This is a genomic window from Pyrinomonadaceae bacterium (genome assembly GCA_036277115.1).
In the GTDB taxonomy this organism is placed as follows: domain Bacteria; phylum Acidobacteriota; class Blastocatellia; order Pyrinomonadales; family Pyrinomonadaceae; genus UBA11740.
In genome coordinates this window covers 131,540-154,386 of sequence record DASUNM010000005.1, presented here as the reverse complement: position 1 = coordinate 154,386, position 22,847 = coordinate 131,540, and the positions used below count along the sequence as shown (strand labels likewise).

Here is a 22,847-nt window from a genome sequence, read left to right as displayed (position 1 = left end):
CTGCGTGGCAATGTAGCGACGAACTGAGTTGGTCGCCGTGGGGCTTACGGTGAACGCCGCATAACCCTCTTGCCAGGTGAATCTGCGATCAAAATTCTCTTTAGCCCACGTGGACGATTCCTTCTTCAAGTCGCGAAGTACATCCGCAATGCAATGCACCGGCCTGAGACTCGCCAGGATATGAACATGCTCCTCAACTCCGCCGACAATCTCGGCCACACCCTGCATGCCTTTAATGATTCCGCCGAGGTAAGCATGAAGTCGTGGCTGCCATTCCGACTTAATGAAAGGTCGTCGTTCTTTGGTCGAGAAGACGATGTGATAGTGCAGGCTGAAGAAGGTTGAACCCATAATCTGAAGTCTAGATTACAAGGTCAATGTAAAAGATCTTTACAGCGAGAGATCTGGCACCCCTCCGGGGTGCGACCAAATTAATCTCGCCTTTCCGGTGGTCTCCGCGGACTCCGACCACCGGCTACTTTCTTTGCAACCCTTCGGGTTGCTTAGAGTCAACTATCTAATTGCCCTCGCAAAGCCTCGCCCTTGGGCTTAGCTATGACTGCTTGCTTCACAGCTCGACGATTAGTTCGTGCGCGTCGCCAGACTTTTTTTGCGCTCACCGTGCTTCCATTTTCTGGTCTTTCCTTTTAACTTCTTCCGGTCATGCCGGTAGTCGCCGTCATCCCCGAGCCTAACGCGCCCGTCGAACTGCGCGAAGTTTCGGCGCCGGAACTTGAACCGAACTCAGCGCTGTTCGATGTCGAACTTTCCGAGGTGTGCGGGACCGATGTCTACTTACAAAAAGGACTCTTACAGGGCGTTCCGTATCCGCTGGTTCCCGGTCATGTCTCTGTTGGTCGCCTGAGTAAAATTCGCGGCGCACTCTTCGACGTGGAGGGCCGGCCGTTCCGCGAAGGCGATCGCGTCACCTTTCTGGACGTCCATCGCACCTGTAATTCGTGCTGGTACTGTCTGGTCGCGAAAGCGACCACGCGATGTCCGCAGCGGAAGGTCTACGGCATCACGTACGGATTGGATGATGGACTGTGCGGCGGCTGGGCCGATCAGATTTACTTGAAGCCTGGCACGAGATGTATTCGACTGGATGGTGAGCCCGAAACGTTCATGGCCGGCGGATGTGCTTTGCCGACCGCGCTGCACGCGGTTGAGCGCGGCGAGATCGCGATTGGAGACACGGTGCTCGTGTTGGGCTCGGGAGCGGTCGGAATCAACGCCATCGTTCTGGCGCTGATGCGCGGAGCTTTGCGGGTGTTGTGCATCGGCGCGCCCGCCAACCGCCTGGGGGTGGCCACGCAAGTAGGCGCCTCTGATGTACTTAGTTTTGAAGAGCGCTCAGAAGCTGAACGGGTGGATTGGGTGCTTGAGAAAACGAAGGGCCGCGGCGCTGATGTCACGATCGAAGCGACCGGTGCGCCCGGCGCGGTCGTGCAGGCGATGCGTTACACGCGCGATGCAGGTCACGTCGTGATTGTCGGGCAATACACCGATCACGGTGAGACATCATTCAATCCTCATCTCGACTTGAATCGAAAGCATTTGGATGTGCGCGGCTGTTGGGGCTCAGACTTTTCGCACTTCTACCGCGGAGCGCAGATCATTTCAGATCCGGTGAGGTCAGCGCCGTGGCAAAGATTGAAGACACAGCTGGCGAGTTTTTCATTGGATCAGGCGAACGAAGCGCTCGCTGCTGTCGCCGCAGGACGAGTTCTAAAAGCGCTGATCGATCCGCGTTAGGAACAACCGCCGAGTAGGCTGTCAGTACCGGGAGCGGTAGCGACCGGATCATGATTCAACGTTCTGTGGAAGATCCCGTCGCTACCGCTCCGGGTACTGACACATTTCCCAGCCGTAAACGGCCGGGCTACAAAAAAACTCTAAACCTGAATCTGATTTCCCAACGCGACAAACCGATCAACTGTGGCGTCCGCCGGGCCGTTCATGAGAATCAGATAAGGCCCTTTCTGAAAGAGCATGATCCGTTTGCCGTCCTGGTGAAGGTGAATGCCGCTGACTTCGCGCACGGTCGTCGTCTCGCCGCCGCCGACGCCGAGCGCACCACGCGCCAATAGCCACGTGCGCCACGCCTGGAAGCTCGAGCCGTATTGAAGATTCAGCACCGCCCACTCCTGCCGCGACGAATCAAGATAACGCGCGCCCGTCAAACGATCGGGAAGGAAAGGCCGCATCTCAGTTGGTAAATCGCCGCCGGAATTGATTGACGCTTCGATCTGTGCGCCGGTGATCGTGTTGATTTCGATCAATGTCAGCCCGCTCGGTGTTTGCGCCGGCAGAGTCCACAGCGACTCTTTCGTTTCGGGATAATCAATCAAGCCTTCGCCGTTACCGACATTCTTCGCGAGGTTATCAACATTCGAGCTGACCGATGGATCGGCGCCGTAGAGAATGATGATGATGTCGCTGCCTTGTTTCGCGAGCACGTAAACGTTCCCCTGCGCTGAAACGATATGCGAACCGGCATAGGTTGCGCCTTTCGGACTTTGGACCGTTACGCTGGTCATCGTGCCGCCCATCGACGTCTTGATTCCCGTCGCGATGTCATCGCCGAAACCTGTTTGGCCCGGCATGGCGGTCACCACGTTTATGTAAATGTCGGGACCGCTCGGAACCGCTGATCCCACCGGAACCTTCTTGTAAGTCGCAGACGTCATGCTGGTCGCGCCTTTGGCAAGGCTTGTCTTCGTTACGCCGGGCGGCAATTTCGTGCCGGTGGTCGTTTCCGCTTTGCCGGTGCTGGTTCCGCCCAGCGCCACAGTTTCTACCGTCGTAGGTTGCGTGTCCTTATCAACCGGGAATTCACTGAGGGTCCCCGCCGCACGTTCGGGAATAGCAGGCGGCTTGCGATCGGGTGGCGTATAAGTGGTGGCGTACCAGACATAAGCTCCGCCGCCGGCGAGCACCACACCGAACAGTCCAAGAACGATGAGGCATCCCATCATCAACTTGCTGCGTTTCTTTCGTGGCGGTGCCGCCATCGGTGGCGCCTGATATTGCGGCGGTGCAGGTGGTGGAGCAGTCATGGTTGGAGCCTGGGGCGCAGCTTGAGTTGGCGGTAATGCTGCGGCCGTCGGCGCGAAGAGTTGCGTGCCGCAATTGCGGCAGAAAGCTTCACCCGGCGCAGCCGGAGTTGCACACTGCGGACACATCGTGGCCTTTAATGTTGGATCGCTCATCGAACCCCCTGAAGATGTTCTATGGTACGCGGTGGGAAGATGCTTCTATCGGGAAAGAGATTGAATGTCAACAGAAATTCTGAAGATACAAATCAGCAATCGCCGTGGAGTCAGTACCGGGAGCGATAGCGACCGGGTATCAGCAAGCAAAGGGTTATGTGGCGGTAAACATCAACCAGGTGGCTACCGCTCCCTGTACAGACCTCATAGCGTATCCGACTTATGACATGTTGCGATGGCGCGCACCCAGAGCTAACCTAACCGCATGGCAAGTGAAATGAAGAAAGCGCTGATAGTTGTTGATGTGCAAAACGATTTCTGCCCGGGCGGCTCGCTGGCGGTTGCGCACGGTGATGAAGTGGTGGCGCCACTTAACAAACTGATGAAAGAGTTTCTCGATCGAGGCGAGCCCGTTTACAAAACGCGCGATTGGCACCCACCGAAGGCTGCACACTTTGCCGATTATGGCGGAACCTGGCCGGTGCACTGTGTGCAAGACACTCGCGGCGCTGAGTTTCATCCCGGACTCTTGAACGATGCGCGCGTCAAAGTGATCTCGAAAGGCATCGACGAGAGCGCTGATGGCTATTCCGGGTTCGACGGAACTCAATTGGCGCAATCGCTGCGCGCTGAAGGCATCGAGGAAGTTTGGATTGGCGGACTCGCCACAGACTACTGCGTGAAGCACACGGTGCTCGATGCGCGGAAAGAAGGCTTCAAGGTCAAAGCTCTGGCCGACGCGATGCGGCCGGTAAATGTGAATCCGGACGACGGCGGGAAAGCGCTTGAGGAGATGAGCGCGGCCGGCGCAGAAATCGTCGGCAGTAAATCGAAAGCGGCGGGTAGAGGAGAGTAGAACACCCGCCGGCCGGATTCCTCACAAATTCTTACAGCGTCTGAGACAGTGCTGATGAGCAGCCCTTGCTCTCGCTTTACAAGCCTGTTCTTGCCCGCGCGGCAAGTTGTCACATCTGGCGAGCTGCTCACGGAACTCCTCGTTACAGTATTGCCGGCAACGGCCCGGTTGTGGCGCCGACGCCGTCGCGACTGATCCAAACACCAGCACCACCAACAGCGTAATCCACACGAAGCGTGAACTAATCTTCGATCTCATTCTTGTCTCCTCCTTTTGAATTAGGAACAGGCTGGGGACTGTTCGCGGAACGCTGAGGCATGAAGGACCGAAGCCCTTTGCACGGTTGGACGCGCGGGCGTTGTCGATGGGCGAGTCAATTTGGCGAAAAGCCTCCCTCACGGTCGGGCTACTGCCCCGGCCCGCCCGCTAAGCTTCGCACCCTCACCCAACCTCTCCCAGAGGGAGAAGAGCAGAGCAGGCGGTTCTGACAACAGCCCGTGTTATGATCGCCGCTCAATGGGCACGCTGAACTTCGACCGGTATCACGCCGCCATGGGCGACGCGTCGTACAAAGATGCGACCCAGGTCCATGGCAAACCGCTCAGCGAAATCATCGCGACCTTCTACTGCACGCAAAGAAAACTTCCATTCGCGCCGGTGCTCGGTCACGAGCGCTTGATTCGCCTGCTGGTTGACAGTCAGATTGATCGGCCGCGGCTGCGTTTCCTCGAGCAGGATCGCGGCGGCCTGCAACGCTTCGCCGAAGCTCTCGAAGACATTCAGTTTGTCGGCCGCATTCGGGCCGTCCGTCCGGGCGCGATCATGTTTCCCCAGCAGCCGATCGCCGACATCACCGGTAAGTTCGGTCTGACGCAGGCCCAGGAGATAAAGTTCGAGCACGCTTTCGATCTGCCGATGACCACGGCTAGCGTGGCGATGCAGTTTCGCATGGCCGCTGGCAATCGTTGGTTGTCGGATTTCTCTTTGCGCCGCAACGGCGACATCGAACGCGCGGTGGACATCGCGACCTACGCTTTCATCGGCGGCTTCAACGACACATCGAACATGGAAGCCGCGCACCGGCTCGACATTCCCGCGGTCGGCACCGAGGCGCATTACTGGCAACAGGCGTATATCGGATACATGACTGAGCCGGAGATCGATCCGCGCACGAACCGGCCCAAACATTTCGAGCAAGTCGCGTTCGAACGTTGGCTCGACGCGAATCCGAACGGCACGACACTGCTGCTGGACACGATCGATGTTTACATGGGCGCGGTGCATGCAGTCATGGCGGCGACTTCCAACGCAGCTCGGCGCAAAGCCTTCAAAGGTTTTCGTGTCGACTCCGGGGATCTGGCTGACTTAGGCAAGTGGTGTCTAGAGTTTTTTGAAGCGAATGGGTTGCAAGGGCTGCGGCCGAATCTGACGGGCGATCTCACCGTCGAACGCGTCCAGGAAATAGTCCGGGAATTTCCGCAAGCTGCAGGCTTTGGTATCGGCACGAAACTTTCCAGTGAAGTGAAGAACGTCGCCGGCGTCATCTTCAAGGCGTGCGTGGTCGACGGCCTCCCGACGTTGAAAGCTTCGAATTCGTTGGATAAGACGACGCTGCCGGGCCGGCTGCAAGTGTTTCGCGGCATTGACGCAGACGGAAATTACGTTGCGGATGTGACTGCGCTGGATGACGAAGAGATTGAAATTCCCGGCGCCGTACGCGTCGAACGCCTGCTGCAACCGTTCTGGGAAAATGGCCAGCACGAGCCGATCCCTTCGATCGAAAAACAGAAAGCATTCGTCGCCGATCAGATGATTCGTTTCCGCGACTTGGGTAACTATCCGCGCACTTTGAGCGATCGCCTGACGAAGTTGCGTGACGACCTGACCGCGCAGATGCGCGCAGACAATTCCGGTTGGGAAGAAATTCTGAAACTGCCGGAAGAGATGCCGGAAGAACTGAACATTAGTTCTCGATCTTGATAAACGCACCTAAAGTGATCTTAGTCAGCAAAAGTATCCGTGTGTCCTTGCCTCAAAACTGATCCTGCGGCTGTCTGTTTCGTGTAATTGTCGATCTAGAGTGGTCAGCGGCGAACTGCCCTTCGGAGGTGCCTCATCATGCGAATGAAAACAGTTGTTCTTCTCTTACTAGGGACGTTAGTTGTCGAAGTGATACTTGTCGTTGGTTTCGTCCTTACCAAGTCTTGGTGGGTACCAGTTGTTGCGCCAACTGTTGCGATTTCACCGTCAAGAAGCACGTCAGACGCTGAACAAATTCTGAAAGAGAAACTGGATAATTACAGTAAGCGGGCCGATGACATTCAGAAACTTCTCTCTCTGCTCCTGACATTAACCACGATCTACACGATTGCCGTTGCGGTAAGCGCCTACGCAAGTGTTCAAAACAATCTGCGAGAAGCGGAGAAAGGCATTCAAAGGCTCGATACAATAATTGAAAACAGCCGCGACGTTATTCCAAAACAAATCGAAGAACTGGAGCGCCAGACCCTCTACACGCGGAGAATCGCAGTAGCTACAGCCATTTCACAATTTCCGGAGAAGAAGGAAACCTACAAGGATGTTCAAGAGACTTTTGTCAAACTATTAATGGACATGCGAACAGGCGCGTATGCAACCGATCCCATGCTAAATCAACAGATCGCGCATCTCTACATAGCGCTGGAACGTTTCAGGGACGCCGAACAGGTAATGACGACATTCATCGAACGAAAACGAGGCCGGGGAGAGAGCCACGATAAGGCTATTACCGATGCCTTTTACGATCGGGCGTGTTGGCGAGCCTTGCAATGGCCGTCAGCTGATTCCGAGAAGCAAACCGGACTGAAGAGAGGAATCAGATTAGACCTGGCACGCGCGTTCAAACTCGATAATAGTTTGCAGGAAGAGGCGAGAAAGGACAGGCAGTTTAAGTGTCTCGAAAACGAAGACTGGTTCAAAGCCTTACTTCGCTAACCTAGAATTGGGCGGCTCTTCATAATGTTTGCCATTATAAGCTCCTGCGTGACCCTGTCAACGATATTCAGCAAGATCATTCGATTGACAACGTCCGAAATCGCGTGCTAAAAGTCACTTCCGACCTGCTTTAAATTGTATTCACACGTGAGCGTAGCGTTATCACCGCGCGCCCGTGGCCCTAAGCCCGAAGCGTTGCTGGCTCAAAGTGTAACTGAGTCGTATGGCACAGGAAGGCAAACCTCCAGAGTCTGGAGCACCGACGGACGCACCTACCGACGCAGCGCCGCAGACGGACGCGCGCGCTGACACGCCATCTCCACTTTCAGCCGATGCCGAAAAAGACGCGCAAGTAGAAGCGGCGAAAGCACGTGTGGTCGCCGCGAAAGAAGCCGCGCAGAAAGCTGCCCCGGCTGCGCCCGGTGCACCAAAGCCGCCAGTTAAGAAGAGAGAAGAAGGACCGAAGCCCACTGATGCTTCAAATCATCCGCTCGTCAAAAAACTGGGTGACAAGTGCGCCGGCGCGGTGACCGAAGCGACTGAGTTCCTCGGCCAGTTGTCGATTCGCATTGAGCGTTCGCGCATCGTTGAAGTATGCAACGCTTTGAAAGCGGATGCTGAGACGCCTTTTGACTATCTTTCGGACTTAACCTGCGTTCATTGGCCGGATAATAGGGAAGCGCCGCTGGAAGTTGTCTATCAGCTGTACTCGATTGCGAATAACGAACGCGTGCGGCTGAAAGTCGCGACGAATGGCGCCGGCGTCGAAAGCGTCACGAGTGTCTGGCCCGCGGCCGACTGGCCGGAACGCGAAGTTTACGATCTGTTCGGCGTCGTCTTTCACAATCATCCGGACTTGCGACGCATCCTGCTGCCGCCGGATTGGGACGGGCATCCTTTGCGCAAAGATTACCCGCTGGAATTTATTGAGAACGCCTGGACTGAGCGCCATCTGCCTGAGTTCTCGGATGTGCAGCGCGAACAAGTTGAGCAGAGGCGAACGTACGGGCTTGAGATTTTGTCGGTTCCGCAGGAACGTGAAGTGCGAGAGTTGTTCCGCGGCAGCAAAGAAGTGATGCCCAAGGATAAGTAAAAACTGTCAGTGGTCAGTTGTCCGTCGTCCGTCACAACTGACAACTGACAACTGACAACTGACAACTGACAACTGACTACGAACAATGAGCCCCAAGGAGATTGCAGCGCATTACGAAGCCAAAGTTTTCGATTCGCCTGAGGCGGCGTCGACGGCGGGTTTTGTTTTGACGGAAACGCACGCGCCGCGAAACGTCTGGAATAAGGCGAGCGCCGCACAGTCACTGATGTTGAAGCTGCGCGAAAAAAAAGAGGCCGGCGAAATCAAAGAAATCGGAATAGTTATCGAGCCCTGGAAAGTTACGGGATGTTATTTACCGAAGGAAAGTGAATCGTAAATGGTGAATCGTAAATAGTCAGAGCAATCGATCTATTCACGATTTACGATTCACTATTTACCAAGCAATATGCATCAGGTAGAAATCGCCACTACTCGGGAGTCGCTGCTGGACGCGCCAGAGATGACGCTCAACATGGGTCCGCAGCACCCCAGCACGCACGGCGTGTTGCGCGTGATCCTGAAGCTCGATGGCGAGACGGTGATCGATCTCGATTGCGACATCGGCTATCTGCATCGCGGCATGGAGAAAATTGCCGAGAACCGGATGTACACGATGATCGCGCCGTATTGGGATCGCCTGGATTACATCGCGGCGGTTTCCAACGGCTTGGTTTGGGTTGAGACCGTTGAGCAGATGATGGGACTCGATGTCCCGCCGCGGGCGCATTACCTGCGCACCATCCTGACTGAGTTGAATCGGATCGCCTCGCACCTGCTCTGGCTCGGCACGCACGCGCTCGACATCGGCGCTGTCACCATCCTGCTATGGGCGTTTCGTGAACGTGAAGAGATCCTGAAAATTTTCGAACGCCAGTTCGGTGCGCGGCTGACTTGTCACGCGTGGCGCGTTGGGGGAATGCCGAACGATGCCTACGACGATTTCGAAGCAGACGTGCGGCAGTTTATCGGCAATATCTCGGGACGGTTGGACGAGTACGAAACGGTCCTGTCTGAGAACCGCATTTGGTTGAGTCGCACCGTCGGCATCGGCGTGATTTCCGGAGAAGACGCGATCGCGATCGGTCTGTCGGGTCCGGCATTGCGCGGTTCCGGCGTCGCCTGGGACATTCGCAAGTCGCGACCGTACGCCGCGTACGCCGACATGGATTTCGAAGTGCCGCTCGGCGAAAACGGCGACACGTACGATCGCTACCTGGTGCGCATGGAAGAGATGCGGCAATCGCGACGCATCATTGAGCAGGCGATGGACAAACTGCCTGACGGTCCGGTGAACGCAAAAGTGCCGAAGCTGATTAAACCGCCGGTGGGCGATTACTATCACTCAATCGAAGGACCGAAAGGCGAGATTGGCTGTTACCTTGTTTCCGACGGAACGCAGCAGCCCTGGCGCATGCGTGTTCGGCCGCCGTGCTTCATTAACTTGCAGTCGCTGAAGAAGCTCTGCATCGGCCATCTGGTCGCGGACGTGGTCGCGATTATCGGAACGCTGGATATTGTTCTGGGTGAGATCGATAGATAGATGATTTTTCTTTTCGCAGCACCGACATTCATCGACAGCCTGCTCCTGAAATTTTTCAGCGAGCAGACGGTGAACTACGTTGTCTGGCCGTTCTTGCAGATTGGCCTGGTGGTGACGATCACCACCGGCTGGGTGGCCTACGCGACGTATCTGGAAAGAAAAATTTCGGCGTTCATGCAAGCGCGCCTTGGTCCGATGCGCGTCGGCCCGTGGGGCTTGCTGCAACCGATCGCTGACGGCTTGAAACTGCTGACGAAAGAAGATTTCGTTCCCGGAAACGCCGACCGTTGGGTCTTTTTCATTGCGCCTTACATTGCGGTCGTAGCCGCCTTCGTGGTGATGGCCGTCGTGCCGTTCGGGCCTGATTGGGCCGTGATCACAGACGTCAACATCGGCGTGCTGTTCGTGCTGGCGGTTTCCAGCGTCGGCGTGCTGGCTCTGATTCTGGCGGGCTGGTCATCCAATTCGAAGTACGCGCTGATGGGGGCATTGCGTTCGAGTGCGCAGATGGTCTCGTACGAAGTTTCGATGGGGATGGCGATTATCGGCGCGTTGATGTTCGCGCGCACGTTGTCATTGTCGGGCATCGTTAGCGCGCAGGGGTCCGATTCGATGTGGTTCGTGCTTTATCAGCCGGTTGGTTTTGTAATCTTCCTGATCGCCGGCATCGCCGAAAACAATCGCGCGCCGTTTGATTTGCCGGAAGCCGAATCGGAACTGGTCGCCGGCTTTCACACTGAGTACTCAGGCTTTCGCTGGTCGCTCTTCTTCATGGCTGAGTACGCGGCGATGGTCGTGGTCACGGCCGTCGCAACGACGCTGTATCTCGGCGGCTGGTACTTTCCGTTCGTGTATGGCTTGACCGAAGCGAAGGGTTATCACAACGCCTACGTCGCGATCAGCGTGATCGTGTTCCTCGCGAAAATGGGAATTCTGCTCTACGGCTATTTTTGGCTGCGTTGGACGCTACCGCGCTTTCGCTACGATCAGTTGATGGATATTGGCTGGAAGTGGATGATCCCCGCCGCGCTCATCAATATTGTAGGGACCGCACTTGGGGTAGGCGTCATTCAGGGCCTGGACGGCTATCGTGGGATGAATACGATCGATTCCCTGGACAGGGGACTGGGCTTGACCGGGACCGGCAAAGCCATCGCGATTGGATTCGGTATCGTGAATCTCTTGTTGACGGCCGGCATCCTGTCATTAATAAATAGGCGGTCGCGCGATTTTAATCTGAAGAAGCAGCGGCGGCAGATTCGTCTGGTTGATCTGCCCAAGGGGAAGCCGGCGGTTGTGCCGGTGAGTAGCCCTGAATCCGTTTAGAGGCGGGCTACTGCCCGCCATTTCGCGTAGCAAAGAAGTCGGGCGGTAGCCCGACTCTAAAACAAATTGATAGGGTTTTGATCTCAAATCTGAGATCTGAGATTTAAGCAATGCCACTAGTTCCTGTTCCCAAACCGACGTTAATTCAGAAGCTGAAACGCTTCTTCATGGTCGATCTGATAAAAGGACTGGCCATGACGCTCGGCTTCAATATCGGTGCGCTGACTTCGCGGGACTCGGTTGCCGGGAAGGGAATTTACACTGAGCAGTATCCGAAGGTACGTCCGGATGTGGCGCCGCGCTTTCATGGCGCGCCGCGGCTGAACATGGATCCGGAGACGCACGACACGCTCTGCATTGCCTGCAACCTGTGCGCGCTCGCGTGTCCCGAGGACTGCATCGACGTGCTGGCGATGGACGTCGAGATCACTGTCGCGGGCAAACCGCGTCGCAAAAAAGTTCTCGACGAATTTATCTTCGACACATCGCGTTGCATGTTCTGCGCCCTCTGTCAGGAAGCCTGTCCGACATACTGTCTTGAGCTGACACAGGATTTTGAACTCGCTACCTATTCGCGGGCGGGTTTCGTTTGGAATCGCGAGATGCTGGAACAGGGCAGAGAGACGGTTAAATACGAGTCCTGAGGAATTTCGAATTTCGAATTGCGGATTTCGAAATTCAAAATAGGCGACGGGTCAAATTCGCAATCCGCAATTCGGAATCCGAAATCATATGGTTCTTTCTGGTTGGGAAAGCGTCTTTTTCTGGATCTTCGCGATCGGTGCGATTCTGGCGGGGCTGTTGACCGTCATGGCGCGCAACGCGGTGCATTCTGCGCTCTTCCTAATCTCCTCGCTTGTTTCGATCGCGGCACTCTTCATCCTGCTCGGCGCGGAGTTCATCGCCGGGGTGCAGATTCTGGTTTACGTCGGCGGTGTGATGGTGCTGTTCCTGTTCGTCATCATGCTGGTCAACGTCGGCGCGGAAGAGCGGGGCACGGCGGCAATCTTTAATAAGCCGCCGCAGGTTGCCGCGGCGCTCATCTTCTCGGTGCTGCTTGTCATGGGATTGCTGTTTGCAATCAACCGCGGCTACCTGGGTTTACAAAAACGAGACTCCGCGAAACTGGAACAGTCTGCGGAAACCCGGCAAACCCAACAGCAAAACCTTCAGTCCGGCGCCACCGGAGTCAGTCAAATAAGCGCAGACACTGAAGGCGTCGGCCGAAACCTGTACACCTACGCAGCCTTGCCGTTTGAGATTGCGAGCGTGCTGTTGCTGGTCGCCATTATTGGCTCAGTAATGCTGGCGCGTACGTTGAAACAGGAAGTTGCCGCCGATGATGTTGATCCCGAGGTCGTGGGCCGGGCCAAATCTTCAGAACCGGAGGCGACGAGTTAACGCATGGTCGCGTTCGCTTCGATACTCGCGCTGTTTTTGCAGGCTGCATCCGACAGTCGCATGTCGGCAGCAATGGAAAGCATCAAGCATCCGGACCTGTCAAAGTTTCTCGTCATTGGCGCGATCCTTTTCATCATCGGCGTGGCCGGCGTGCTCGTGCGGCGCAACATCATCGTCATCTTCATGTCGATCGAGCTGATTCTGAACGCCGCGAATCTGAACTTCATCGCTTTCTCGCGTTACCTGGCAGACACCGGCGGCGCGAACCCGCTTTCCGGACAAGTGTTCACGGTTTTCGTCATCGTCGTGGCCGCGGCCGAAGCAGCGATCGGACTCGGTATCGTGATCGCGCTCTATCGCAATCGCGAAACGATCTGGGTTGATGAGATTGATTTGATGAAGTGGTGACGAATGCGACCAATAAGATAGTTAAGCCTTCATGCATAAATACATCTGGCTAGTTCCGCTGCTACCGCTTATCGGCGCCGCCATCAACGGCCTCTTCGGCCGTAGGTTTCGGTTTCCGGAAAAGCTGATCGGCGGAATTGCCGTCGGCTCGATTGCGCTCTCATTTTTGATCACAGTCGCAGCCGTGTACTCGTATGGGTTTAGCGGGAATGCGCTCTGGCCGAATCCTTACGTCACTACGCAAACTAGCTTCACTTGGATTAACGGAGGAGCTGTTCGTCAAAGCCTCGGACAGCAGCACTCGGCACCAGCGGCCGCTGCCGAAACTCACGGCGAATCGACTACAGCGCCGGTTCAACCTCAGACCGAAAGCTCAGGTTCATTACTCAACATTGAGTGGAGTTACCAGCTCGATCCTTTGTCAGCAGTTTTCATGCTGATTGTGACCGGCGTCGGCTTATGCATCTTCGTTTTCGCGACCGGTTACATGCACGGAGACCCGGGATTCTACCGGTTCTTTGCTTACATGGGCCTGTTCATGTTTTCGATGCTCGTGCTGGTGATGGGCTCGAACTTCGTGATGATGTTCGTCGGCTGGGAGGGCGTGGGTCTCTGCTCGTATCTGCTGATCGGTTACTACTTCAATCGCGAAGAAGCGGCGAATGCTTCGCGAAAAGCATTCATCACGAATCGCATCGGCGACTTTGGTTTTATCCTGGCTATCTTCGGCATCATCGCCACGTTTGGCAGCGCGCAATACACGGACGTTATTCAAAGAGCCGCGGGTTATCCGGTTGAAACGCTCGGGCATTGGGGGCTGATGTCCTGGATTGCCTTGGGCCTGATGATTGGCGCGTGCGGCAAGTCTGCGCAGTTTCCTCTGCATGTTTGGCTGCCTGATGCCATGGCGGGCCCGACACCGGTGTCGGCGCTGATTCACGCGGCGACGATGGTGACGGCGGGCTTGTACATGCTGACGCGCACGAACGTCATCTTTCAGCACTCGCAGACGATGATGCTGGTGGTCGCAATCATCGGCGCGTTCACCGCAATCTTCGCCGCGACGATCGGCATCACGCAAAACGATATCAAGAAGGTTCTCGCTTACTCGACCGTCTCGCAGCTCGGCTTCATGTTCCTCGCCTGCGGTGTCGGCGCGTTTGTGATCGGCATCTTCCACGTGATGACGCATGCTTTTTTCAAAGCCCTGATGTTCCTCGGCGCGGGCTCAGTCATTCACGGCATGCATCACGAGCAGGACATGCGGCACATGGGCGGCCTGAAGAAGTACATGCCGTACACGTACCTGACGTTTCTCGCCGGCTGGCTGGCGATCTGCGGCATCATTCCGTTCAGCGGTTTCTGGTCGAAAGATGAGATTCTTTGGAAGACGGCTTCGACGGACGTCGTGCCGATCGGTTGGCTGCTGTGGATTGTCGGCACCATCGCCGCGACCTGCACCGCGTTTTACATGACGCGTCTGGTGGCGATGACGTTCTGGGGCAAGTACAGAGGACACGGAGACGCCGAGACCGGGGGACACGGCGAGCACCATGGCGATCATCACGCGCATGTTCCGCACGAGTCTCCAAAATCGATGTGGGTGCCGTTAGTCGTCCTGGCGATTCTCGCGACCGTCGGTGGATTCGTCGGCATCAGCACCGCGTTCACCGGTGGCAAACATGTCGGTGGGAGGCTGAACATCGTCAACTGGATGAATCCCATCATCTGGAATCCGGCGACACATTCATTCGGCGATGAGCATGCGGAAACGCCCGCTCAAGCAAAGCCGGAAACAGCGGCTGCTGCTGATCACGGAGAGACTAAACCCGCTGCAGACGCGCATGCGGAAGTTGCGCATCCGGGATTCAATCTCGCTCATTCAGTCGAAAAAGTAGTCGGCAGTCACACGGCCGCCGAGTGGGTCTTCATCCTTATTTCATTGATCGTCGCCGGCGTCGGCATCGCCCTGGGTGTTTTGTTTTACCTCAAGAAGCCCGGCCTGGCTGACGTCTGGGCGAAGCGACTCAGGCCTTTGTATGTGGCCAGCTACAACAAGTACTGGATCGATGAGTTTTTCGGCCTGACTGTGACGCGGCGCACGATGGATCTGGCGCGCGCGGTCTATACGTTCGATTCGAAAGTCGTCGATGGAGTCGTGAACGGCCTGGCCGGAGTAACGCGTTTGACGAGCCGGATTACCGGCGGCACTGATAAATATTTCGTTGATGGCATGGTCAACGCGATCGCGAATTTCGTGGTCCGCCTGATGTCGCCGATTGTGCGCGCAGCGCAGACTGGTTTTATCCAAAACTATGCTTTGGTGATGGTGATCGGGTTGCTGATTGCCGTTAGTGTTTATTTGATTAAGGCGTTTTAGTTTTTCTCGGTGTCTCTCTGTGTGAACTCTGTGTCTCTGTGATTGACGTTCGCTGAACCCTATTCACCACAGAGACACAGAGTTCACACAAAGAGACACAAAGATATTCACGAGGGATAACGTGATCAAGAACAATATTCTCTCCATCATTGTCTGGTTGCCGGCGCTCGGCGGACTTTTGATTCTCGTCTTGATCAAAAAAGATCGCAGCGATCTGATCAAGAAGTTCGCGACCGGTTGGCTGGTATTCGATTTCATCGTTTCGCTTTGGTTGCTCACATACAACCGCGGCGTAGGTGGATTTCAGTTCCTCGAAGACCACCAATGGATCCCGATCATTGGCGCGCGTTACCAGATGGGCATTGACGGTGTGTCCGTCTTGTTGATTGTGCTGACGACTTTTCTCGGCGTGCTGGCAGCATTGTCGTCATGGAACTACATCGCCAAGCGCGAAAAGGAATACTACATTCTGCTGCTTGTCTTGCAGACGATGGTCCTGGGCGTTTTCACTTCGCTTGATCTGTTTCTCTTCTACTTGTTCTTCGAAGTCGGTCTCGTCCCGATGTATTTCCTGATCGGAATCTGGGGTGGAGAGAACCGGCTGTACGCGGCGATCAAGTTCTTTCTCTACACCCTGGTCGGCTCGGTCGTGATGCTGCTGGGCGTTTTGAAGATGTATTTCCTGACGCAGGACACGGCACTGACCTCGCAAATCGCGCCGGCGACGATGAATCTGCTGGCGGGAAATCCGGAGGCAGCCGGGTTAGTCGCGAACACTTTGCAACAGGCCGCCATACACGGCACCGGGACTTTCAACATTCTCTACCTGCAGGCGATCGGTTCAGTCATGCCGATGGGAACTTTGCAGGTGCTTCTGTTCTTCACGTTCGCGTTGGGATTCGCGATCAAAGTTCCCATGTGGCCGTTTCACACCTGGCTGCCTGACGCGCACGTCGAAGCGCCCACCGCGGGTTCCGTCATTCTCGCCGGCGTGCTGCTGAAGCTTGGCACATACGGTTTCTATCGCTTCAATTTGCCGATGTTTCCCAAAGCCTCGATGGACGAAGCTTACTTCGGCCGTTTCGGCGTGCGCAGCGTGATGGTTTTTCTGGCGATCGTCTCGATCATCTACGGCGCGCTGGCCGCGATGTATTTCGTGGTGAAGAAAGACGGTGATGTGAAGAAGCTGGTCGCATATTCATCTGTTTCATCGATGGGCATTGTGATGCTGGGACTCTTCTCACTAAATCCAAATGGCATCAACGGCGGGGTGATGCAGATGATCAATCACGGCATCTACTCCGGCGCCTTGTTCCTGCTGGTCGGCATCATTTACGAACGGCGGCACACGCGCAATGTGGCTGAGTTCGGCGGCCTGTCGCACATCATGCCGGCATACTCAGCGATATTCTTAGTGATGACGATGACCGCGATTGGTCTGCCGCTGCTGGCCGTGTTCATTTCTGAGTTTCTGGCATTAAGAGGCGCATTCGAAGCGAGTCCGTGGTGGGCCGGCTGGGCCGCACTCGGAATCATCCTGAATGCGGGTTACATGCTCTGGCTGTATCAGCGGATGTTCTTTGGTGAAGTAACGAACGAAAAGAACAAGCTGCTGCCGGATCTGAGCGGTCGCGAATGGGCTTACATGATGCCATTGGTTCTGATGTCACTGTGGATTGGCATCTATCCGTCTCCGTTCATTCGCTATATCGAAAAGCCGGTGAACGCTGTGGTCAAACAGATCAAGCCGGATTACAAGATTCCCGGTGAGCCAACGCCGCGGACGGTGCAGGTTGAGCCGCAGCCACACAAATGAACGTGATGAACTCTTATTCACACCGCGCTTCAGCGCGGTGATTGTGGAGCGATTGGAATGGGAAACCGTTTAAACGGTTTCCAGGGATCGTCAGAGCATCCTTGGCACCGGGCTAAAGCCGCGGTGTGAATTAGAAGGCTCGGTTCGTTAACTTAATGACTTTTCTTTTTCAAACAACGTCCCTATTCAACGTGCGCGATCTGCAACTGATCGCGCCGGAGCTGATCCTCACCGTGGTCGCGTGCGTGGTGCTGGTGATGGAAGTGGTGCTTCCTTACCGGCTCAGCAAATGGACGGCGTACTTCTCACTCGTAGGAATTGCGCTCGCGTTGGTTTCACTCGGCGCGCTCTACTACACCATTGGCGGCACTTTTAGATTTGGAAACCTAAACGCCCTGACGCCGACGGACGGTTTCTGGGGAATGGTGCGCATCGACGGGTTTGCGCTGCTCTTCAAAGGAATATTTTTAATTGCGGCCGCGCTCGCGATCGCCATCTCGATCCGGTTTCTCGATCTCGAACGCGAGCAGCACGGCGAGTATTACGCCCTGGTTCTGTTTGCCACGGTCGGGATGTTGTTCCTCGGCAGTGGTTACGATCTGATTTCGCTCTACATCGCGCTCGAGCTGATGGCCCTGACGTTTTACGTGCTCGTCGCCTTCACGAAGCGGCAACGCCGTTCGAACGAAGCCGGCATGAAGTACTTTCTGCTTGGCGCTTTCTCTTCCGGAATTCTCCTGTACGGCATGTCGCTGATTTATGGCGTGGCGGGCTCAACGAATCTCGGTGACATTGGCAGGAATCTGGCGGGCGCGAGCCCTGAGCTTCGGCCTTTGCTTTTGCTCGGCATGATTGCCCTCGCGGCTGGTCTGTTTTTTAAAATCGCCGCCGTGCCGTTTCACATGTGGGCGCCCGACGCTTACGAAGGCGCGCCGACGTCGGTGACCGCATTCCTCTCAACCGGATCGAAAGCCGCGAGCTTCGCTTTGTTCGCGCGCATATTCTTTGTCGCCCTCGCGCCGATGCAGATCGATTGGGCGCCGCTGCTCGGAATTGTCGCCGCGCTGACAATCGTCGTGGGGAACTGGGCCGCGATCACGCAGGAGAATTCCAAACGGCTGCTGGCGTACTCTTCGATTTCGAACGCCGGCTATTTGCTGCTGGGAATCGTCGCCAACAACACCTACGGAAACATTGGACTGTTCATTTATCTGTTCGTGTACACGCTAATGAACATGGGCGCGTTCGGCATCATCATCAGCCTGCGCCGCCGCGGCATCATCGGCGACAACGTTGACGACATGACCGGACTCGCGCAGAAAGCGCCGGGCATGGCTGCGATGATGGCGATCTTCATGCTGTCGCTCGGGGGGTTACCCGGTACCGGCGGCTTCATCGGAAAGTATTTTCTGCTGTGGGGCCTGCTGAGCCGCGGCGATGCTGAAGGTAAGACCTGGTACTACTGGCTGGCGGGCTGGGCGGTCATTAACATCGTCGTCTCCTTTTTCTACTACATCCGCTTTATTCGCGTGATGTACCTCGGCGATCGTGTGGCTGATGATGAACCGTTGTCGATGTCGCCCGCGCTCCGCGCCAGCCTTATTGCCGCGCTGGTCGGCATTCTGGTCATTGGAATCTATCCCCAACCATTCATCGCGTTAGCGCAAAAGCTGATGCCCTCAGCGGCGGCCCCGGTGGCGCCGGTCGTTTCTACTCCTGCGCCATCGGAGTAAACTCCAATCATGAACCACGCTTTACCTGGGGCCGACCTGATCGAGAAAGGTCTTAACGATTTCCGCGACGGCTGCGAGACCATTGAAGCGCTGCTGGTCGCGATTGGTGCACGGCGGTTACGGGAAGCTGGCGTAGATGTTCCTCAGCACGAATGGCACCTTCCAGAGCATCGACTTTATGATTTGTTGGCGAAGGATGATTCTGACTCAGCGCACTCCAGATACAACGCTCTAATTCGCCGATTAGTCAGCTACGAGCGAGCCGCCGAAGCCGCCAAATCACTCGCAGAGGCGCCAACCGCAGACTAGATCATGTCTGCAGTCCTTTCGCTCTATACCTTCTATTTCTTCACGGGAATTTCGCTTGTTCTGGGTCTGCTCTCACTTCGCGGCGGCGTCCGGTTTGTGCGTTATCTGCAGAAAGAGACTGCGAAAGAACTGCCGGAGTACACACCGTTCGCGACCGTGTTCGTGCCATGCCGGGGCGTTGATGATGGGCTGAAAGAAAACATTCTGAGTCTGTTCGCACAGGACTATCCGGAATTCGAAATAATCTTTGTCAGTGATTCCGTGGACGATCCGGCTTTTGCGGTTATCGAACAAGCGCGCCAAGCGTTTCAAAACCACACGGGCCCGGTCATCAGCACAATCGTCGCCGGGCCGGCGAGCGACAGCGGCCAGAAAGTCCACAATCTGCGCAAAGCGGTGAACGCCGCGGCCCCGCAGAGCGAGGTGTTCGTTTTCACGGACACGGACGCGCAGACCCAAAACTTTTGGTTGCGCGCGCTGGTGGCGCCGCTGCGCGATGACACAGTGGGCGCCACCACGGGTTATCGCTGGTTTGTAGCGCGTGACGGTGGGTTCGCTTCCCATTTGCTATCCGTCTGGAATGCGGCAATCGCGTCCGCTTTGGGTGAGCGAGGCGAAAAAAACTTTTGTTGGGGCGGCTCGACGGCGATTAAGCGTGCAACGTTTGAAACTCTCCGCGTCGCGGATCGCTGGAAAGGCACTCTCTCGGATGACTTCACACTCACCCGCGTTCTTCACGAAGCCGGTTTGCTGATCAAATTTGTGCCGCATTGTCTAACCCCGTCGTTTCATCGTACGGCGCCACGCGAGCTAATCGAATTCACCACGCGTCAGTTGAAGATTACGCGCGCTTACGCGTCGCATCTCTGGAGGTCAGTGCTGATCGGGAGTTTGATATTCGCGATAACGATTTTCGGCTGCATCGCGCTCATCATCGTTCGCGCCGCCCTGGGTGTCTCTTTCGCGACGCCGCATCTGCTGTTGCTGCTCATCTTTGTTATGGGCGCCGCTAAGTCGCACCTGCGTTTAAAGGCAGTGGGCTTAATCATCAACGATGAGGCCATGCGGCGCACGGGGACAACCCTGGCGCACGTGTTCCTGTGGCCCGTCGCATCGCTGCTGTTTCTCTACAATGCATTGGCAGCGGCGGTTTCGCGGCGTATCACCTGGCGGTCCATTACGTATGAATTGAAATCGCCAACTGAAACTGTCATTCTGGCCCGCGAACCGGTCCGACGCGCATGACTCACCAACGAAAACGTTCGCTTCTCGGAGCTGCATTGCTGGCGGCACTGATTGCGTCATCTGTCCCTGCTCAAAACCGACGTATCGTCGAGCCTTTAATGGCAATGATTACGACCGAGCGCGACTTTTCGCGCATGTCCGAAGAGAAGGGAATCCGCGAATCATTCACCGAATTCATCGCCGAAGACGGGATTCTTTTTCGACCGCGCGCGGTGTTTGGCAAAAAGTGGATGCAAGAGAATCCCTTGCCGGCCTCAACGACCCGACCACTACTGGTTTGGCAACCGATCTTCGCGGGAATGTCGCGGGCAGGCGATCTTGGCTACACAACCGGTCCGTGGCAATTCAAGAACGACATTAAAGATGCGAAGTTCTCTGGCTTCGGCAACTTCATGACTGTTTGGAAGAAGCAGCCGGACGGCAAATGGAAATTTGTAGTGGATCTCGGCGTCTCAAATCCTGAGCCGAAGAAACCGTTACTGTTAACTTATGGTGAACCCGCTTCCGGACGCTTCACACTTGACGCAGCCAAGGGGCGCAGTGCGCTACAGGATACGGAGCTCGACTTCTCCAACACTTCGGTGAAACGCGGGGCGGTTGAAGCCTTCCTCGCATATGCGTCGTCGGACGTGCGCGTCTTTCGAAATCAGAAGCAGCCATTCATCGGCCGGAAGGCTGCAGTTGCGGCCTGGACGCCGCTCGCGATTGAGTGGAGCTGGACGACGCAGTTCGCGGATGTTTCAAAGTCTGGCGACATAGGGTACAGCTATGGCCTCTATGCAATGCGCGATAAAGCCACGAACTCCATAACCGAAACCGGAAACTACCTGCGCGTGTGGAAGCGAGTCAGCGGCGCATGGAAACTGGTCCTTGATCTCACCGATCCGCATCCGCCCGAGAAGAAGAGTTAATGGCCACTAAGGCAGCGCAACTGGTTCAACTAATCCGTTCGACGAAACGTGAAAAGCGTCTCGGGACAGTGATCCTGTTTGTCACCTCACGTTGCAACTCCCTTTGTCGCACGTGCTTTTATCACAACGAGCTGAACCAGCCGGGCGACATGACGTTCGCGCAAATCGAAAAGGTCTCGCGCACGATGCCGCCGATTACAGACCTGTGGCTTTCTGGTGGTGAGCCGACGCTGCGTCATGATGCTTCGGAAATCATCGACTTGTTTGTGCGTAACAACGGGGTGCAGCGATTAATTATTCCGACCAACGGATTGGTAAAGGACCGAGTGTACGCGATCGTCGACGATGCGCTGGGCCGGCATTCGTCGATGCACTTGTATTTGAATGTTGCGCTCGACGGTTACGGCGAAACTCATGATCGGATTCGCGGCGTTCCGGGACACTGGCAGAAAACTCTCGACTGCATCGAAGCGCTTTATCCGCTGAAGGAGAAGTACGGAGAACGTCTGCGACTCAACGTGAACACGGTTGTATGCGCCGACAACTACACTGAGATTGAGAAGCTCGGCGAATTCATGTGGAGTAACTACGGGCTCGACGGCCAATACTTCAATATCGTGCGCGGCGAGACGCTCGTGGGTGACGAGATCAAGCAGGTGCCGGCGCACGTGCTGCCGAAGATGTACGCGTACATTTCGCAATTGACGAAGCATTACGGCGACCGAATGTTTGCCGACGACGACGCGTCGCGGCGCTTCGTCAAAAACGTCGCTTACGTGGGCACCATCACCACCCATTACCGAACTCAGCACGAGAACTTCGCGAAATCGACAGCGTGGCCATTTGCCTGCACGGCAGGGCAAACGATTGCCGTCATCGATTACAACGGAGATGTGCGCGCGTGCGAGTTGCGCCAGAAGTTTGGAAGTCTCAGGGATCACGAGTACGACTTCGGCGCTTTGTGGGCCAGTCAGGAAAGAACCGGGGAACTCAACGAGATTGACGGCGGAAAGGCGTGTTGGTGCACGCACGTGTGCTTCATTCACGACTCAATGCGACATTCGCGGCGGGCTTTGCTCGTCGAAGGGCCGAAGAATTACCTCACGAGATCCAATTGGGGCAATGGCTCTGCCATCTGATGTTCATTAAGATCGTTTAGAGGCGGGCTACTGCCCGCCCGACAAACAAGAAAAAGGCGCGCGTTAGCCCGCCACTAAACGGATCGATATTTCCTACTATTAACGTTCATGCGTTCACGCACACCTGACGACGACAAGCATGATACGAACATCAAGTCCGGCCGTGCCTATGGCGCGGCCATCTCACTGTTCGCGGCTGTCGTTGGTGGTTTAATCGTCGGCTGGCTGCTGGATCGCTGGCTTGGCACTGCCCCGTGGTTGCTGGTTGTGGGTCTTGTCCTCGGCGCGGCCGCCGGTTTTTACGAATTCATTCGCGCGACTTCCCGGCTCAACTAGTCTCTGTGGAACTCCCTCTCCATTGGGAGAGGGGGCGCAGCTTAGCGAGTGGTCGGATTGTTTTGAGATCGCGTCAGGCTCAGCTCGCGCGAAGCGAGATAAGTAAAGTTGAAATGTTCGCGCTAAGGCCCTCACCTTAACCCTCTCCCAAAGGGAGAGGGAATCTTCG

General features: G+C 55.9%; 22 protein-coding genes. 19 read left to right on the top strand and 3 right to left on the bottom strand.

The features are described from left to right. A partial coding sequence (gene tnpA, locus VFX97_01800) for an IS200/IS605 family transposase (GenBank protein ID HEX5701936.1) occupies window positions 1–351 on the bottom strand: 351 nt, incomplete at its 3' end. A 312-nt stretch (window positions 352–663) separates the two neighbouring features. Between tnpA and VFX97_01795 the strand changes: the two genes are divergently transcribed. Then, window positions 664–1,755, top strand: coding sequence for a zinc-binding dehydrogenase (locus VFX97_01795; protein ID HEX5701935.1), 1,092 nt, complete (start codon window positions 664–666; stop codon window positions 1,753–1,755). Window positions 1,756–1,895: 140 nt separating this feature from the next. Here VFX97_01795 and VFX97_01790 read toward each other — a convergent pair whose 3' ends face one another. Continuing rightward, the gene (locus VFX97_01790) at window positions 1,896–3,212 is read right to left on the bottom strand and encodes a zinc ribbon domain-containing protein (protein HEX5701934.1); all 1,317 of its coding nucleotides are present in this window, start codon (window positions 3,210–3,212) and stop codon (window positions 1,896–1,898) included. A gap of 265 nt (window positions 3,213–3,477) precedes the next feature. Here VFX97_01790 and VFX97_01785 point away from each other — a divergent pair, with 265 nt between their 5' ends. Further along, window positions 3,478–4,068, top strand: a complete 591-nt coding sequence (locus VFX97_01785; GenBank protein ID HEX5701933.1) for a nicotinamidase — start codon at window positions 3,478–3,480, stop codon at window positions 4,066–4,068. A 21-nt stretch (window positions 4,069–4,089) separates the two neighbouring features. Here the strand turns inward: VFX97_01785 and VFX97_01780 are convergent, their stop codons facing one another. Further along, window positions 4,090–4,326, bottom strand: coding sequence for a hypothetical protein (locus VFX97_01780; GenBank protein ID HEX5701932.1), 237 nt, complete (start codon window positions 4,324–4,326; stop codon window positions 4,090–4,092). 258 nt (window positions 4,327–4,584) lie between these two features. Here VFX97_01780 and VFX97_01775 point away from each other — a divergent pair, with 258 nt between their 5' ends. From VFX97_01775 to VFX97_01695, 17 genes are all read left to right on the top strand, one after another. Continuing rightward, window positions 4,585–6,048: a hypothetical protein gene (locus VFX97_01775; GenBank protein ID HEX5701931.1), complete on the top strand. Its 1,464-nt coding sequence runs from the start codon at window positions 4,585–4,587 to the stop codon at window positions 6,046–6,048. 144 nt (window positions 6,049–6,192) lie between these two features. After that, a complete protein-coding gene (locus VFX97_01770; protein ID HEX5701930.1) occupies window positions 6,193–7,041 on the top strand; it encodes a hypothetical protein in 849 nt (282 codons plus the stop codon). Between the two features lie 223 nt (window positions 7,042–7,264). Beyond that, on the top strand, window positions 7,265–8,134 hold the full coding sequence (locus VFX97_01765) for an NADH-quinone oxidoreductase subunit C (protein HEX5701929.1): 870 nt from the start codon (window positions 7,265–7,267) through the stop codon (window positions 8,132–8,134). Between the two features lie 85 nt (window positions 8,135–8,219). Next, window positions 8,220–8,471, top strand: coding sequence for a hypothetical protein (locus VFX97_01760; protein ID HEX5701928.1), 252 nt, complete (start codon window positions 8,220–8,222; stop codon window positions 8,469–8,471). 69 nt (window positions 8,472–8,540) lie between these two features. After that, window positions 8,541–9,674, top strand: coding sequence for an NADH-quinone oxidoreductase subunit D (locus tag VFX97_01755; protein HEX5701927.1), 1,134 nt, complete (start codon window positions 8,541–8,543; stop codon window positions 9,672–9,674). Beyond that, entirely contained in the window at window positions 9,675–11,000 is a 1,326-nt protein-coding gene (nuoH, locus tag VFX97_01750; protein HEX5701926.1) for an NADH-quinone oxidoreductase subunit NuoH, read from the top strand. It begins immediately after the preceding gene. A gap of 110 nt (window positions 11,001–11,110) precedes the next feature. Continuing rightward, the gene (locus VFX97_01745; protein ID HEX5701925.1) at window positions 11,111–11,644 is read left to right on the top strand and encodes an NADH-quinone oxidoreductase subunit I; all 534 of its coding nucleotides are present in this window, start codon (window positions 11,111–11,113) and stop codon (window positions 11,642–11,644) included. A gap of 88 nt (window positions 11,645–11,732) precedes the next feature. Beyond that, the gene (locus VFX97_01740) at window positions 11,733–12,401 is read left to right on the top strand and encodes an NADH-quinone oxidoreductase subunit J (GenBank protein ID HEX5701924.1); all 669 of its coding nucleotides are present in this window, start codon (window positions 11,733–11,735) and stop codon (window positions 12,399–12,401) included. Window positions 12,402–12,404: 3 nt separating this feature from the next. Continuing rightward, complete coding sequence (nuoK, locus tag VFX97_01735; GenBank protein ID HEX5701923.1) at window positions 12,405–12,809, top strand: NADH-quinone oxidoreductase subunit NuoK; 405 nt, start codon at window positions 12,405–12,407, stop codon at window positions 12,807–12,809. A gap of 31 nt (window positions 12,810–12,840) precedes the next feature. Then, complete coding sequence (nuoL, locus tag VFX97_01730) at window positions 12,841–15,189, top strand: NADH-quinone oxidoreductase subunit L (GenBank protein ID HEX5701922.1); 2,349 nt, start codon at window positions 12,841–12,843, stop codon at window positions 15,187–15,189. A gap of 121 nt (window positions 15,190–15,310) precedes the next feature. Next, window positions 15,311–17,005 carry an NADH-quinone oxidoreductase subunit M gene (locus VFX97_01725; protein ID HEX5701921.1) on the top strand — a complete coding sequence of 565 codons (1,695 nt, stop codon included), beginning with the start codon at window positions 15,311–15,313 and terminating at the stop codon, window positions 17,003–17,005. A gap of 155 nt (window positions 17,006–17,160) precedes the next feature. Beyond that, a complete protein-coding gene (locus VFX97_01720; protein ID HEX5701920.1) occupies window positions 17,161–18,738 on the top strand; it encodes an NADH-quinone oxidoreductase subunit N in 1,578 nt (525 codons plus the stop codon). 9 nt (window positions 18,739–18,747) lie between these two features. Next, window positions 18,748–19,047 (top strand): hypothetical protein, encoded by a 300-nt coding sequence (locus VFX97_01715; GenBank protein HEX5701919.1) that lies wholly within the window; start codon window positions 18,748–18,750, stop codon window positions 19,045–19,047. Between the two features lie 3 nt (window positions 19,048–19,050). Next, entirely contained in the window at window positions 19,051–20,292 is a 1,242-nt protein-coding gene (locus tag VFX97_01710) for a glycosyltransferase family 2 protein (GenBank protein HEX5701918.1), read from the top strand. Beyond that, on the top strand, window positions 20,289–21,203 hold the full coding sequence (locus VFX97_01705) for a nuclear transport factor 2 family protein (GenBank protein ID HEX5701917.1): 915 nt from the start codon (window positions 20,289–20,291) through the stop codon (window positions 21,201–21,203). The genes VFX97_01710 and VFX97_01705 overlap by 4 nt, the downstream gene beginning before the upstream one ends. Further along, window positions 21,203–22,342: a radical SAM protein gene (locus VFX97_01700; protein ID HEX5701916.1), complete on the top strand. Its 1,140-nt coding sequence runs from the start codon at window positions 21,203–21,205 to the stop codon at window positions 22,340–22,342. Before VFX97_01705 ends, VFX97_01700 begins: the two co-directional genes overlap by 1 nt. Before the next feature lie 108 nt (window positions 22,343–22,450). Further along, window positions 22,451–22,678, top strand: coding sequence for an AtpZ/AtpI family protein (locus tag VFX97_01695; GenBank protein HEX5701915.1), 228 nt, complete (start codon window positions 22,451–22,453; stop codon window positions 22,676–22,678). Window positions 22,679–22,847 lie beyond the last annotated feature (169 nt).